Raw genomic sequence first — 15,366 nt, 5'->3', positions numbered from 1 at the left:
AGAGAATTATTCACTTAATGCTTTAATTGTATCTGCTATTGAACGCGGACTGCACAAGGGGGAACGCCAATGGATCATTCAGAACACACTATGATGTTTAAATCGCAAGGGGGAGACGCCTCGCCCGAGGAAATTTTACAACAAGTGTATGTGGCTTTAGAAGAAAAAGGGTATGACCCGATCAATCAACTGGTAGGGTATTTGATGTCGGGGGATCCGGTCTATATTACGAGCCATAATCAAGCGCGAACCCTGATCCGAAAGCTGGAACGCTATGAACTCTTGGAAGAGCTTGTACGTTCGTATTTAAACAAGGAAGTTAACAACAAGTAATTACTCAGAAACCCTCACTTCAAGCTGAGGGTTTCTGTGCGGCTATACAGTTTTTTATTTCATCCTAAGGGAAGAAGGTCCGAAGGACCTGCCCCTCTCCCGGGATGATCGTGTTAAAGGAAGTGAAGCCGAACGTGAGACAGGTTAAACTAGGCTGGTGGGGACCTGAAGTATCCGAGGTGTGTTTTGGGAGTTTGGCTATTTCTCCTTTGCAGGGGCGAGTGACCTTTGCTGAAGGAGTGCAGGTCCTTCGCTATGCTTTGGAGCAAGGCATTAATTGGATCGATACTGCGGAGATATACGATAATTACCCCCAGATTGCCCAAGCTCTTCAGGGATACCCCGATGTAAAAGTAGTGAGCAAATCTTATGCAGTGACTGCAGAAGAGATGGCAAAATGCCTTGAACGAGCTAGAGTTGGCTTAAATCGGGATGTGATTGATTTCTTTCTTCTTCATGAGCAAGAAAGTGCTCTGACCCTTAAAGGGCACCAAGGGGCTTGGGAGGAATTGCAAAAAGCCAAGGCCGACGGACGAGTCCGCTATATTGGCATCTCTACCCATGCTATCGATGCAGTGAAGGCCGGGGCTCTCCAACCGGGCTTGGATGTTATTCACCCCCTTGTCAACCATCAAGGCTTAGGAATTATTGATGGAGGCTTAGAGGAGATGCTTGACGCCCTCCGCTTCGCCTCCGAAATGGGTATCGGCATCTATGCTATGAAGGTTTTTGGGGGAGGGCATTTAGCTAGTCATCCTCATACGGCTTTAGACTTCATCCGCAATACTCCTTCCATCCAAGGCATGGCATTAGGCATGTCCAGTAAGGAGGAAGTGGATTTTAATCTGAGGTACCTTGCGGGGCAAGAGATTTCGGAAGACCTAAAGGCGGCCGTAACCTATAGAGAACGGAAACTCTATATTGCTGATTGGTGCCAGGGCTGTGGTCGTTGCTGCGAAACTTGTCCCCAAGGTGCTTTATCTCTTGAGGAGATAGATGAGGGTGGGCAAGTCCAGGCTATAGTCGACTCCAGTCAATGCGTTCTCTGCGGGTATTGTGGTAGAGTATGTCCTCATTTTTGTTTGAAAATTGTCTAATAAAGCCTGAATAGGAGGTATGTCTATGCGGATTTTAGGTTTGGATTTTGGGGAGCGTACGATCGGGGTGGCAGTTAGTGATGCACTCCTCCTTACCGCCCAAGGAATTAAGACCATCCGACGTTCCAAAAAGGAGTTAGAAGAACTGCGACAAATCATCCATGACTATGAAGTGGATGAGGTGATTCTAGGTTATCCAAAGAATATGAACGGAACCCTAGGGCCCCGTGCCACAATGACTGAAGAATTTGCGGAAATCCTTAAAGGGGAGTATGGCTTGCCTGTCCTTTTATGGGATGAACGCCTTAGTACTATAGGGGCGCAGCGTTCTTTGCTTGAGGCGGATCTATCTCGGGCTAAACGAAAGAAGGTGATTGATAAAATGGCCGCGGTCTTTATTTTACAAGGCTATCTGGATCATTTGCGCATAAAAAGTGAATAGGATAAGGGGTAGCTATTCCTTGGAGGAACTTAGGGTTAATCACATTTGACAATCTCCCCCCTGGGGAGTACAATGACAATATCTTTGACAATATCTTTTTATAAGAGGTGAATCAATATGACAGAACATAAGCATGGTCCAAATTGTGACCACGATCATGACACCGAAGAATTTGACACAATCATTCTGACGGATGATGAAGGAAATGATCATGAATTTCTCCACCTCGATACGTTAGAAGTTGAAGGATCTACATATTTTGTCTTAATGCCCATCGCTGCTGAGGAAGATGAGGAAGTCGATGAGGCTATCATCCTCAAGCTTGGCAAAGATGCGGAAGGCAACGAGATGCTTCTAGACATCGAGGATGACGAAGAGTGGGAAAAAGTCGCTGATGCTTGGGAAAGCATGGAAGAAGAAGAGTAAAACAAAGCATGAAAGCAGTCGAGTTCGATTTAATATCGAATTGGACTGCTTTTTTTATTTTATGTTCAATATTTTTCTGGAAATTGCAGAATCTATAAGGGAGAAATAAAAAGACAAATAAAAAGACAAATAAGTAATAAGGGGGAGAAGAGGATGGGCCGACGTTGGGAACGTATTTTTTGTTTAGCAATAACCTTGATGGCCTTTTTAGGTTGTACGACGAATGAAGCACGCCTATTAAATCTTGCCCCTGAAACCTCCTCCCGTGAGACGCTTGACCAACTTCCCCCAGGTACCTTTTTGGAGGATTTGGATTTAGGGGGGATACAGCTCCAAGAGGCCCAGGAGAAGGTTCGGAGTTGGTCTAAGGACAAGCTGGAAGAAAATCTTTACTTGGTGTACAATGAGACGGAGATTCTTTTAACACCCGTAGAGTTAGGAATTACTCTCGATTTTGAGAAGACTTGGGAAGAAATTCAGAGGAATACCGGTCAGAGAAGTACCAGCATTCTTACGCTCGATTATTTAAAAGCTAATCAAACTTTGCAAGAGAAGCTTTCTGATTTAACCCGTTCTGCAGTGGATGCGACCTTTAAGATTGAAAACGATCAATTCAAGATTACCCCTGCTAGTAGCGGCGAAGCGATTGATGTTGACGCTATTCTTAATGAGCTGAAGGAAGCTTCCGTAACAACCCTGCCCCATAGGATTCCTTTGACTAGAGTTGAGCTACCAGCTGCTACGACCACTGAGGCTCTGGAAGCTTTAGCTTTCAATGGAGTGATTGGCGAGTACACCACCCAATATAATGTTCAAGACAAAAATCGCTCGGCAAATCTTTTGGAAGCCGCTAAGAAAATGGACAAGACCGTTTTGAAACCCGGAGATACTTTTTCCTTTAATGATACCATCGGACCTCGGACAGCGGAAACGGGTTTTAAGGATGCCTACATCGTCATCAACAATGAATATGTGAAAGGAATCGGGGGAGGAATTTGTCAAGTATCCTCGACTTTATATAATGCCGCCTTGCTAGCGAACCTTTCTATTGTGGAAAGGCACCCTCATGCTGTTGTGGTTGCTTACATTCCTATCGGACAGGATGCGACCGTTAATTACCCGAATCTCGATTTGAAACTATTAAACGATACCCAATCCTATGTCTATCTGCGCACCAAAGCGGAAGCAGGTAAATTGACGATTAAAATCTATGGTAAAAAGACTGGCGCCAAGGTACGCTTTGAAAAGGAGATTGAAAAGGAACTGAATTATCATACAGTGCGAAGAATCGATCCGGACCTGCTTCCGGGTGCTGTGGTTCAACAGCAAAATGGGAGCAAGGGATTTATAATGAAGACTTGGAAAATTGTCACTGATGCGAAAGGAAAAGAAACAAAACAACTCCTTAGCCGTGACACGTACGCGCCAACCCATAGAATTTTGAAGATTGGTGCTGACTAATTATCAAGGTTCATTGGACATGCAGGGAAAGAGAGAGTGAAAGAATGGGAAAACGCTGGGTTAATGGTTTGCTCAGTAGATTGTTTATACTTCTTATACTGATTGGGGTGGGGATAACCGCCTGGTGGAATTGGGCGAATCAATCCTATAGTGAGGAAGGAAGCCAACCAGCAGCTGTACAGTTCAACATTACCCCGGGAATGACTGCTGCGCAGATTGCTGAAGAACTGGAAAGGGAGCAGCTCATTCGTCATGCTTTAGCCTTTCGGCTTTTAGCCAGTCAACAAAATGCTGATGCAAAACTTTTGGCTGGAGAATATCAGGTCTCTGCCCACATGACACCCCAAGCGTTGCTCGATAAATTACTGGAGGGCCCCGTGGTGCATACCGTAAAGGTCACCCTTCCGGAAGGGTATACCACGGCTCAGATTATCGATACCTTAGTCAGCAAGGGACTGGGAACTAAGGAAGAGTATAAAAAGGCAATTGAAAATGAGCCCTTTGAGTATTCTTTTCTGGCAGATACCCCCACAGGTGGGGCTCGATTGGATGGCTTCCTTTTCCCAGATACCTATTTCTTTGATCCAGAGGCCAGACCTAAGGATAATATCAACAGGATGCTCAAGCGCTTTGAGCAAGAAGTCACTACTGAAGTCAATACTAAACTGGCGGAAATGAACCTGACCCTTCAGGATTGGGTGATTCTGGCTTCGATTGTGGAAAAAGAAGCAGGTAAGGATGCCGACCGTCCGATTATTGCGGGAATCTTCCTCAATCGTCTTGAGATCGATATGGCTCTTCAATCTTGTGCTACGATTCAATATGTATTAGGAACTCAAAAATATGTCCTTTCTCTGGAGGATATCCAAGTGGAATCACCTTATAATACCTATAAATACCCTGGACTACCACCCAGCCCCATCGCCAGTCCAGGTCATGCCTCCCTTGATGCAGTACTCAACAGCACAGAGTCTGAATACCTTTATTTCTTAGCTACTCCGAGTGGGGAGACGATTTTTGCGAAGACCCATCAGGAGCATTTGCAGAATCAGGCTAAGTATATGAATTAACAAATCCGTGACCCTTTGCACACAATCCTATAACAAAAGTGAAATATAATGGAACTAAGACAATAGTGATGTTGTCTGAATAGAAAGGTTGAATTAAACCAATGCCAGATCTTCAACATAAAAAACCCGAACTCCTCGCTCCGGCAGGGGATTACGAAAAGTTAAAATTTGCCCTCGCTTTTGGTGCAGATGCTGTTTACATGGGGGGGCCGGCCTTTGGCCTTCGTGCTTATGCCGGTAATTTTACCATGGAGAAAATGGCAGAGGCCGTCCTCTACACCCATCAAGCAGGCCGCAAACTCTACGTGACTGTGAATATATTTGCTCATGAGCAAGATTTTGAAGGGATGGCTGAGTATTTAAAGCAGCTAGAAGCTTTAGGGGTCGATGGGGCCATTGTCTCTGATCCGGGCATTATCGCCTTGGCTCGCGAGGTTGCTCCGCGACTGCCTTTGCACTTAAGCACCCAGATGAATAATACCAATTCCTATAGCATGCGCTTTTGGCTAAAGCAGGGAATCGAGCGCATTGTCCTTGCTCGCGAACTAAGTTGTGAAGAGATTCAAGCCGTTCGCGAGAATGTTCCCGGGGAATTGGAGATGTTCATCCATGGCGCCATGTGCATGTCCTATTCGGGACGTTGTCTCCTCTCCAACTATCTAACGGGACGGGACGCGAACCGTGGAGAGTGCACTCAGCCTTGTCGTTGGAACTATGGCTTAGTTGAAGAAAAAAGACCCGGTCAGGTTTTTCCCATTGAAGAGGATGAGCGGGGGGCCTATATCTTTAATTCTCACGATCTTTGTTTACTGCCTCATTTGCCGCTGCTCAAACCCCTGAACATTGATAGCTACAAGATCGAAGGGCGCATGAAAAGCCTTCATTATGTATCTAGTACAGTGAAGGTTTATCGGGAAGCTATCGATACTTTATGGGATCAGGGAGAGGAAGAGTTTCAAGCTAAACTCCCCGGCTGGCTGGAAGAGATGGATAAGGTTAGCCATCGGGATTACTCTCCAGGATTCTTTTTTGGCAAGCCTGGCGCAGATGCTCATAATATCGAAAGCTCCAATTATATCCGTGATTATGAATTTGTCGCTTTTGGTTTAGCCTCAGATGACCGCGAACATCCAAAAATTTCGACTGAAGTCAGAAATGAATTTAGTCAGGGATATTGGGTAGAGCAGCGCTACAACTTCAAAAAAGGTGAAATCCTTGAAGTCTTTGCACCCATGGCCGAGCCCTGGTCCTTTGAAGTCCATGGAATCTGGACAGTAGAAGGGGAAGAAATCGAAGTTGCTCGCCATGCCAAAGAGATTGTTAAGCTGGAGCTTCCCCAACCCTTGCCGCCCTTTGCGATTTTAAGAAGAGCGAAGAAGGACAAGAAATGAGTATGGACAAGATGTGTGAAAAAACAAAAACGCCCTTTGCGGACTCGGATGTTCTTATTCGAGCCCAAGTCCCACGTGCGGAAATTCAGATGCTAGTAAAGTTTGTCGAAGGACTCGGTCATCTGGGTGTCGTCACAACGACAGATCGCCACGCCGGTGAAGTTCTAATCCAGACGACCCAATATACCTGGCCTGATTTAAAAATGGCCCTTGAGGCTATGCCTATAGAAATTAATATAAAAACTTAAATATTTTACCAATTATCTGTTAACTACTATTGACTAAGAATTAGTCTGACGGTATTATAATGTTGGCGAGAAGTTGATAGGACTAAAGTACCAAAGCATATGATGCAATAGTCCCAACAACATGCCGGCAGACTTCTGAGGAATTAGATATGAGCGAGTTAGCCAGAAGGACTTTGTTATTAATTTAATAAGGAAAAGGGAGGACAAACAATGTTAAAGAGAAAAAAAGATGGCGGATTCACACTCATTGAACTTATGATTGTTATTGCGGTAATTGGTATTTTAGCTGTGGTCTTGGTGCCTAAAATGGGTGGGGTTAAGGATAGTGCGAAATATGCGGGAGTGACAACTAATGCTAAGTCTGTAGAAGCCTATGTAGTCGCAAATATTGACAGATGGGCAAAGAATTCAACTGATGCCGAAGACGTTATTGAAGGACAGTTTACTACTGGTCCTAATAAGTTGGAGAATCCACTTGATGGCACTGCTATTATATTTGCTACTCCAATAGATGATGCTGCTGCTAAGGGTGTTGTTGCAGTGACGGGTGCAGCTTCTCCAGCTGGTGGGATAACAATTACTGGCTATGGCTCTTCAACAACAGATATTTTATACCAAAATACGGTTCGACGTAATTGATATTCGCAATGTTAAGTGCATATTGCAAGAATTTTGCCTAGATCTAAGTGAACTTTATTTGTAAGAGGGTGTTTTGATAAACACCCTCTTTTGAAAGTTGCAGAAACTCCTAATAGTTTTTGAATCAGATGTTGAATAAACATATTACCTATTTGCGATTAAAGGAGGGGAATACTCATGGCCATCAGGCAGGAACGCAAACGCCTCGGTGAGATTTTAATAGCTGGTGGCGCTCTAACCGAAGAACAACTAATCGAAGCCCTAAAACTCCAAAAGTCTTTGGGTTCCCGCTTGGGTGAAGTTCTTGTCCGCCAAAACTTCGTTCCCGAAGAAGATATCCTCCGCACAATTCAAAAGCAATTGGGGCTCCCTTCCGTTGATCTAAACCGTATCGTTGTCACAGAGAATATTCTCAAGATGATCCCTGAAGCGGTGGCCCGTAAATATACTGTTTTGCCTGTGGAATTTTCTAATGGTCAGCTTTTGGTGGCCTCCAGTGATCCTACAGATTACTATGCCTTGGATGACATTCGTTTGGCCTCAGGAGTGATGATTAAGTCTTGTGTAGCGAAGAAAGTAGACATTCTCCGGGCCATCGATCGTTTCTACGGTCGGAGTGAAGCGGTCAAAGCAGTCAGTGATTTCGTCAAGCAAACAGGCTATGATCAAGTCGCAGCCACCTCTCAAGTATCAGTGCTAGCAACGGTTCACTCGGGGGTAGAGGCAGCGGATGAAGAAACGACCCCTATCATTAAGTTTTTAAACACAATCATCGAAAATGCTGTTAATAATTTTGCGAGCGATATTCATATCGAACCCGTTGATGATGAATTAAGGGTTCGTTTTCGCATTGATGGAGTTCTTAGAGAGATTATGAGGACACCGGTCGGCATGGCCGGTCCTGTGGTGAGTCGGGTTAAGATAATGGCGGATATGAACATTGCCGAGCGACGACTACCTCAGGATGGTCGCATAACCTATCTGGTAGGGAAAAAGATGATTGACCTGCGGGTTTCTACGGCTCCTACCATGTACGGAGAGAAAGTGGTTCTGCGGATTTTAGATAAGAGCTCAGTGATTTTGGAGAAATCAGCTCTAGGTATTCATGGCGATGATTTGGAGAGTTTTGATGAGTTGATAGCGAAGCCTTACGGAATTGTTCTAGTCACTGGCCCCACGGGAAGTGGCAAAACAACTACCCTGTATACGGCTCTTAATCAACTCAATACTCCTGAGAAAAATATTATTACCCTTGAGGATCCGGTGGAGTATAATTTTAAAGGAGTTAACCAGATCCAAGTCAACCCGAAAGCGGGCTTGACCTTTGCTAGGGGTCTGCGTTCCATTCTTCGTCAGGACCCCGACATCATCATGGTTGGGGAGATGCGGGATAATGAAACTGCAGAGATAGCTGTTCGTTCCGCTTTGACGGGACATCTCGTCTTATCCACCATTCATACGAATGATGCTCCCAGTGCCGTGACCCGTTTGGTTGATATGGATATTGAGCCGTTTTTGATTTCTGCCTCAGTCGTTGGGATCATTTCTCAACGTCTTGTGCGCAAGATCTGCCCCAACTGTAGCCAAGAATATCCTGCTGAGCCGAAGGACTATGCATTATTGGGTCGTTCCCAGGATGAACCTTTGCTTTTGAAACGGGGAGGGGGATGCACCTATTGCCATGAATCAGGATATAAAGGACGTACGGCTATCTTTGAAATTATGCCTATATCTAGAGGACATAGAAATTTAATTGATAAAGGAGCCACAGCTGATGAGTTGCGTGCTTATGCTGTGGAGCAGGGCATGACCACTTTGAAAATGTCGGCTGTTGATTTGGTGATTAGTGGAGTAACAACAATCGAAGAGCTACTACGTGTGACATATGTGAATGAGTAGTGGGTGGATAAAATGCGTTTTAAATATAAAGTCATTGACGAAAATATGAACATCAATGTCGGCTCATTAGAGGCTGTTGATTTTGATGCAGCTAGGCGGATTACCTTGGAAAATGGTTGGCAGATTATTTCTCTTGTAGGGACCCGGAGACTGGGTGATTTGCTGAATCAAAAAATTGTGACTAAAGTCAAATATGAATCAATCTCAGCTTTCTGTAGTCAGATGGCCATGATGGTCCGCTCCGGTGCTAATCTTGTGCGAGGGTTAGAAGTCCTTAAGTTACAGTTGGAGGACAAACAGCTTAAGGGAGCGATAGATACTATCATTCAAGGAGTAAGTCGAGGTGAGTCCCTATCTCAATCTATGCGGGATTGTAAGGGTGCTCTGCCGGATTTATTAATCAATCTAGTGGCTGTGGGGGAGGAAAGTGGCAATCTGGATTCTGTCTTAAACAGTATGGCGGTATACTATGATCGAGAGAATTTCATCCGCAAGAAGATCCAAAGCGCCTCGATTTATCCCGTAATCCTAATCGCAGTACTTGTCGGGATTGTTATCTTTTTTATGAATTTTCTTTTACCTGAGATTATGGGTATGTTGACGGAGAATGAGCAAAGCTTGCCGGCCATCACTCAGGCCCTAATCAATGCCTCGAATTTTCTAACATTATTTGGCCCCTATTTACTCGTGGTAATTATCGGGCTGGTAGTAGCTTTGCATCGGCTATTTAAGATTCCTAAGTATCGCTATTATCGGGATTCCGTTATGTTGCGCCTGCCCCTCCTAGGCAGTAATATGCGCAATGTCGTTATTTCCCGCTTCAGTCGAACCTTTGCCTTGTTTCTACACTCTTCGATTCCCATCGTCCCAATCTTAAGTTTTATGGAAACCATTGTTGGTAATGAGGTGTCCCGCTTAGCTATCCTTCGTGTCCAAGATCGCATCGTAAAAGGAGAAGCTTTGGCTTTGGCTTTCGGACAAGAATCTTTTTTTGATCCCTTGGTGATTCAGATGATATCCATCGGTGAGGAGACAGGTCGACTCGAGGAAATGATGGAGGAAGTAGCGAATTTATACGATAAAAAAGTAGAGCTAGGTATTTCCCGGATGATTGCCTTAGTAGAACCCATCTTTACGGTGATTATCGGCATTTTTGCCGGGGGTATGATCATCGCTATTGCTTTACCCATATTTAGTATGGCGTCGGGGGCTCAATGATGGAGTGTGATAGGACAAGGGGATTTACCATGATTGAGCTGATGACTGTCATAGCCATCATCGGTATTCTATCTTTAGTTGCTCTGCCTAAGTTCCAGAGCACTATGGAGCATTATCGTTTGGATGGCTCTACTCAAGCAGTGATAGCTGAGTTAAAGTATGCTAAGCAGATAGCTATGGACCAAAGGCGTCCAAGTTACGTGGTGCTCAATAGCGATGGTGTTTCAGTCTATCAAAATCAGGATGGACACTATGTAGAACTTGAACAAAAAAAATTTGAACCTGGAATAACGTTTCAGGCCGATGCTTCAAGGAACTCTTGGATTTCAGCTTTCACTGATTTGAGCACAGGTCAATTGCTTGGATATGGAGTACATTTTGATTTCAGAGGGTTTGTATCAGATAGTGGAACTATTTGGCTGGAATCGAAAAATCAGCGCTGGGTGGGGGTAAACATCGAACCCCAAACAGGTTATATAAGAGTGAATTGGGAATAAAAGGGTGTCGTATGGGGATTAAATCTAGCGGAGGGACATTATGAAGGGCAATAGCGAGCAGGGAATGACAATGTTAGAGGTTGCTATAGCTTTGACTATATTGCTAATAGGCGTGTCTTTTATCATGAAGGGTGACGCTGTATCCCATCAATATTCCAATCAGACTCAAGTTAGAGAGCAAATGCTATTTTATGCCTCAGGGATACTTGAGGCTCAGTTGGAAGGATATACTCCGACCGTTAATTTGCCTGCTTTTCAGGATTTTGAGGTGGTACTGAGCACGATAGCTGTTGATGGGAATGAGCATCTTGAACAAGTAAGGGTTAAGGTGCATCTGCGAAGTTCGCCTACAGATCCGGAACCTGTGATTTTGACAACGTATAGGGTGAAGGAAGAATGATTAATAAAAAAGATAAAGGTTTTACCCTGCTTGAGCTTATGATGGCTATTGTTATTTTTAGTATTCTGATGATGATTGTATCACAGCTTATACGTGGTGAAATTCGCATGTTTAATACTGTAAGCAACCAGGATAATATTGAGAATAAGGCGCGCGCTGCTATGGTTAGCCTCCTTGATGAAGTAAGGTTAAATCCTTATATATTGTATTATGCTGGTAATGATGGTAGTGGAGATAATAGGGGAGTGTATGCGCAAGAACCGAGCGAAGAGGAACCCCGGTGCTTAATCAATTTACAACCTCAACAAGAAGTTTTGGCTGGGAATCTTAACGAACTACCTATAGGAACTAAAATCTATTATGATGACCTAGCTAAAAAGCTTTGGTATCGAGACTCCCCTTCAAGTGCGGTACATCTCATTGCAGATGAGGTAGAGTTTATAGAATTCCAAGGCGTCACGGAGCATCTTCTTCAGATTCATCTCAAGGTCAAGAGCACCTTCGGAGAGCAGGAGCAAGAGCTACTGACTTGGATACGGATGTATTAGGGGGGATAGGGATGAAAGAAAGAGGTTCGGCTCTATTAACAGTCGTTATTTCCCTTCTCCTCATTTTTATGATTTCTGGAGTGTTTTTTTCTATAGTCATATCCAACCTAAAACTAATACAATCAGAAGAAGCAGGAATTAGGGCCAATAATTTGGCCGACGGGGGTATTCAATACGGAATTTCGATACTGAAAAAAAACGATTTTCAGGCAGGTGATGACTTACCATCACCCGTATTGAATAACACATCATTAGGTGAGGGTGGGAGTTTTAGTGTTCAGTGGCTAGAGCTTCCGGAAGAAGATTCCTATTTGATTATTAGTACGGGCAGGTATGGGAAGATTAGCCGGGTGAAAACCGCGGGATTTGCTCTCGGATCAGGTGGTGGTACGGGTGAGCCCGGTGGTCCAGGTGAACCAGAATATCCTACATGGGACCTAAATCACAGATATATAAAAGGGGAGTATGTTGTCCGCAGTGTTACTATTGATGGGGTAACTACCGAAAGATTGTACTTAGCTCGGCATAATGGCTATGTAGGAGAGGAGCCTGGACAAGCACATACGACCTGGCAGGAAGTAACGAATAATTTCAGGAACTCAAATTTCTATGAACTTGTTAATGGGAATACGATTGTTTATTATGGATCTAGCTATTGGCAAGCAAAGTGGAATGGGTTTGGAGTGGATAACGTGCCGGGTACAACTGACATGTGGCGTGAGTTAATAGATGAATGGCGTCCCTATGGAATTTATAGCGCAAAGGATGTTGTAAGCTATGAGGGGAACCGCTACCGTGTGAAATGGAATAGTCCACCAGGGCCACCAGACAGTAGTGATCCACATGGCCCCTGGGAGCTCTTAAATAATTCTGTCAGGACCCTTCAACGAGTCTCGGTGACACCTTCTTTGACAACATTAAAAATCGGGGAACAAGTTACATTGGCGGCAACCGCCCATTTTTCGGATGGGACAACAGAAGATGTAACTAACAAAGTAGTATGGAAAACGACCTATCCCCAAATTGCTTCTCTATCTGGCAACGTTGCCACAGGTGTTATGGATACAGGCGTCGAAGGATGTAATTCCACCTTGATTTCTGCCTCATATACTTATAAGCATCCGACAAGAAACGATATAGAGATTAACCGCGTCGGTATTTGTGAGTTAAGGGTTTCAGCAGATAGTGAAAATCCGGGGCTAATTATTTGGGAAAAAGAAACTCCACCTTAGGAAATTTACGTAGCCTTAACAGACGAAATGTAAGTACAAAGGAGATTTGACGTGATTGGCAAGCAACAATGGCTAGCACTTGTACGGGGGAATCGTTGGACATTAGCTAAGGTATCTGGACGGAGAAAAAACTTAAAAATTCATCAGATTTTTGAATTTGAAGGAGAATCAGCGTTTCAACGCGAAGAATTTGATGAGTTGGATGACGCTGAAATCATGCCCCCGGTCCATAATAATCCGGAGCAAGACTGGCTGGATTCTACAGCGAATTTGAAGAAATGGTTAAGAAAACAGCGAGTTCCCCTCAAGAAGGTCAAGTATACCCTTTCTTGCCCAGGGGTTATTACGCGGATGATAACTCTCCCTAAGCTGACAAATAAGGATTTAGAAAAATTGTTGACCGAGCAAGTGGATCAGTACTTTACCTTGAATATTTCTGATTATATCGTCGAATACCGTATCTTGGAGAAAGTTCAGGAAGAGGGACAAGAACGTCTGCGGGTTCTTCTTGTGGCTATCCCTCTGAATGAATGGGAAAAACAATGGAAACGTTGGGATAGTATCGGTGTTACGCCAAAGCTTGTGGATTTCTCAGCCGACTGTATATGTCGCCTATATCGCTACTTGTCCGGGTGGGGAGAAGACAAGAATCAAGTGCCGGTAGCGGATATGGCGATTGTTGATTTGGGAAAAGACCGGGTAGAATTAGTGCTGATAGAACATGGCGTCTTTTTTCTTTATTCGGATATGGATATTTCCCTTGGCGACTTCCTTGAGCAGGGGGAGACGGGGGTATTAACAGAGCCAGCCGAGAAGGATGAATTAAGTGAGTTATTGGAAACAAACGAACTAGGGAACCCAAACGAGCCAATTAAACTATTTGAAGAAATTGAACCGATTGAATTAGTGGATCATGATGAAACGAACGTTCCTGACGAACTGGAGGTCAGATTATTACCGGTATTCAATACTCTCAGTGAGTTTCTTAATTTCTTTGCCTCTCGACACTATGGGAAATCCGTGGACCAAATTTTCATCACGGGTGAATGCGCGGATTATGCAAATCTGGAAGCGCTTTTTGAGAAGAATATGGGCATTCAGTCCAGAGTGGGATTTCCAGAAGATTGGAGACCGAAATTTACAAGAAAGTCCAGGGATTTTGCGGAGCAATGGATGAAATACGGAAGTTTATATGGACTGGCAATCCGGGAGGATTAAATGCAGGATAGACTACAATTAAATTTCGCTCAGAGATGGAGAGAAAAGCAGAAGGAACCTTTAAAGGCTGCCAGACGAAAAACTAGGCGCATCCTGACCGGAATAGGGGTGGGGATGGTTATTGCAGCCCTTGGCAGTATGCCTTGGCTCTATGAGTATCGCTTAGCTGTGGAAGCAGATGTGTTAGATCAAAAGATTACCTCCTTACAGGATGTCGATATACTAGTCTATCAGTTGGAAGACCTTGAGAGCAGGTTAGGCGCTCAAGAACAGCTCCTTGGGCTAATCGCCGAGGGCCGCAAGAACCCTAGTGAGGTGCTTAATCGGCTCCAACAGCAGCTACCGACCGGAGCTATCTTGGTAAGCTTTACGATGGATAAGGATAACTCCTTCAAGGCATCTATAACCTTTCCTTCACCGGTGGATGCGGCAAACTTTTGGTTGGGAATGATGGGTTCCAACTATTTCGAGACAAAAGATCTTGATACTCTGTCTTTGGAAGATAAAGAACAGACCTTAAATATGGAATTTAAACTTAAATAAGGCGTGAAAGTTCGCAAAGAAATCTTGGAAGTGAGAAAAGCATGAGCAAAGAGTCAAGACAGCTGATTTTACTCTTGATACTGGTTACTATAGGTCTATCCTATAGCTACTATACATATCTATTTGCACCTAAGTGGACTGAGATTCAAGGGCTGCAACACTATATAGAAGAAAGGCAGAGCCGTTATACCTCCCTGTTAGGGTATCAGGAGAGAAGCTCTTCTCTGCAAAGGGAAGTGGCACAACTTGAGACAAAGTATAACACTCTAAGAAATCAGATTCCGCAAAAAATTGATAAGCCAAAGTTAGTGGTCGATCTTTATACCGTTGCCAAGATGAATCAGGTTCAACCCCAAGCTGTGACATTTGAAAGCCTTGAAGCAATCGATTCCTATGTTACCCAGTCACTGACATTTACTTGTCTGGGCAACCGACAAGGTATAATCAACATGATCAATGACATCCAACGTTCGGAAGGCCAGCGCTTCAATTTGGAGAGTATGAATTTTACCAATGATAAGGGGATACTTCATGGAGAGATTCACTTGATTGCCTATGCTGGTAAGGCCGGTGAAGAACAACCACAGACCGAAAATGCCCAAAGCAGATAATAAGGGTCTATATATTATTTACCTCAGCGTTGCTGAGTTTTTTTATGCTAAAAACACAATGGAATTCATGGGCCAAGCAGAAATCAACCTCCT

The 15,366-nt window shown here is 44.1% G+C and carries 18 protein-coding genes; all 18 read left to right on the top strand.

Going from position 1 to position 15,366, the window contains the following annotated elements; all coding sequences use genetic code 11:
* The first annotated feature begins 69 nt into the window (after positions 1-69).
* The 18 genes from DESDI_RS11995 to pilO all read left to right on the top strand — a co-directional run bounded on the left by DESDI_RS11995 (position 70) and on the right by pilO (position 15,273).
* Complete coding sequence (locus DESDI_RS11995; RefSeq protein ID WP_015262879.1) at positions 70-333, top strand: IreB family regulatory phosphoprotein; 264 nt, start codon at positions 70-72, stop codon at positions 331-333.
* A 104-nt stretch (positions 334-437) separates the two neighbouring features.
* Positions 438-1,430, top strand: coding sequence for an aldo/keto reductase (locus tag DESDI_RS11990; RefSeq protein ID WP_041219451.1), 993 nt, complete (start codon positions 438-440; stop codon positions 1,428-1,430).
* 25 nt (positions 1,431-1,455) lie between these two features.
* A complete protein-coding gene (gene ruvX / locus DESDI_RS11985; RefSeq protein ID WP_015262877.1) occupies positions 1,456-1,872 on the top strand; it encodes a Holliday junction resolvase RuvX in 417 nt (138 codons plus the stop codon).
* A gap of 117 nt (positions 1,873-1,989) precedes the next feature.
* Entirely contained in the window at positions 1,990-2,298 is a 309-nt protein-coding gene (locus DESDI_RS11980; protein WP_015262876.1) for a DUF1292 domain-containing protein, read from the top strand.
* A 153-nt stretch (positions 2,299-2,451) separates the two neighbouring features.
* Entirely contained in the window at positions 2,452-3,759 is a 1,308-nt protein-coding gene (locus tag DESDI_RS11975; RefSeq protein ID WP_015262875.1) for a VanW family protein, read from the top strand.
* 44 nt (positions 3,760-3,803) lie between these two features.
* Complete coding sequence (gene mltG, locus DESDI_RS11970) at positions 3,804-4,829, top strand: endolytic transglycosylase MltG (protein ID WP_015262874.1); 1,026 nt, start codon at positions 3,804-3,806, stop codon at positions 4,827-4,829.
* Between the two features lie 101 nt (positions 4,830-4,930).
* Positions 4,931-6,220, top strand: coding sequence for a peptidase U32 family protein (locus tag DESDI_RS11965; RefSeq protein ID WP_015262873.1), 1,290 nt, complete (start codon positions 4,931-4,933; stop codon positions 6,218-6,220).
* Positions 6,217-6,468, top strand: a complete 252-nt coding sequence (locus DESDI_RS11960; RefSeq protein WP_015262872.1) for a DUF4911 domain-containing protein — start codon at positions 6,217-6,219, stop codon at positions 6,466-6,468. The genes DESDI_RS11965 and DESDI_RS11960 overlap by 4 nt, the downstream gene beginning before the upstream one ends.
* A 210-nt stretch (positions 6,469-6,678) precedes the next feature.
* The gene (locus DESDI_RS11955; protein ID WP_015262871.1) at positions 6,679-7,107 is read left to right on the top strand and encodes a type II secretion system protein; all 429 of its coding nucleotides are present in this window, start codon (positions 6,679-6,681) and stop codon (positions 7,105-7,107) included.
* A gap of 177 nt (positions 7,108-7,284) precedes the next feature.
* On the top strand, positions 7,285-9,006 hold the full coding sequence (locus DESDI_RS11950; RefSeq protein WP_015262870.1) for a GspE/PulE family protein: 1,722 nt from the start codon (positions 7,285-7,287) through the stop codon (positions 9,004-9,006).
* Between the two features lie 12 nt (positions 9,007-9,018).
* Positions 9,019-10,224 (top strand): type II secretion system F family protein, encoded by a 1,206-nt coding sequence (locus DESDI_RS11945; protein WP_015262869.1) that lies wholly within the window; start codon positions 9,019-9,021, stop codon positions 10,222-10,224.
* Entirely contained in the window at positions 10,221-10,721 is a 501-nt protein-coding gene (locus DESDI_RS17335) for a pilus assembly FimT family protein (RefSeq protein WP_083879868.1), read from the top strand. The genes DESDI_RS11945 and DESDI_RS17335 overlap by 4 nt, the downstream gene beginning before the upstream one ends.
* Positions 10,722-10,761: 40 nt before the next feature.
* Positions 10,762-11,121: a type IV pilus modification PilV family protein gene (locus tag DESDI_RS11935; RefSeq protein WP_015262867.1), complete on the top strand. Its 360-nt coding sequence runs from the start codon at positions 10,762-10,764 to the stop codon at positions 11,119-11,121.
* Positions 11,118-11,669, top strand: coding sequence for a PilW family protein (locus DESDI_RS11930; protein WP_015262866.1), 552 nt, complete (start codon positions 11,118-11,120; stop codon positions 11,667-11,669). Before DESDI_RS11935 ends, DESDI_RS11930 begins: the two co-directional genes overlap by 4 nt.
* 11 nt (positions 11,670-11,680) lie before the next feature.
* Positions 11,681-12,901 carry a hypothetical protein gene (locus DESDI_RS11925; RefSeq protein WP_015262865.1) on the top strand — a complete coding sequence of 407 codons (1,221 nt, stop codon included), beginning with the start codon at positions 11,681-11,683 and terminating at the stop codon, positions 12,899-12,901.
* Positions 12,902-12,952: 51 nt separating this feature from the next.
* Positions 12,953-14,119 carry a pilus assembly protein PilM gene (gene pilM / locus DESDI_RS11920; protein WP_015262864.1) on the top strand — a complete coding sequence of 389 codons (1,167 nt, stop codon included), beginning with the start codon at positions 12,953-12,955 and terminating at the stop codon, positions 14,117-14,119.
* On the top strand, positions 14,120-14,662 hold the full coding sequence (locus DESDI_RS11915) for an RNA-binding protein (RefSeq protein WP_015262863.1): 543 nt from the start codon (positions 14,120-14,122) through the stop codon (positions 14,660-14,662).
* Positions 14,663-14,703: 41 nt separating this feature from the next.
* Entirely contained in the window at positions 14,704-15,273 is a 570-nt protein-coding gene (gene pilO / locus DESDI_RS11910; protein ID WP_015262862.1) for a type 4a pilus biogenesis protein PilO, read from the top strand.
* Positions 15,274-15,366 lie beyond the last annotated feature (93 nt).

It is taken from the genome of Desulfitobacterium dichloroeliminans LMG P-21439 (assembly GCF_000243135.2).
In the GTDB taxonomy this organism is placed as follows: domain Bacteria; phylum Bacillota; class Desulfitobacteriia; order Desulfitobacteriales; family Desulfitobacteriaceae; genus Desulfitobacterium; species Desulfitobacterium dichloroeliminans.
Note: the sequence above shows the minus strand (reverse complement) of the source record. Positions and strands in the feature narration are given on the sequence as shown.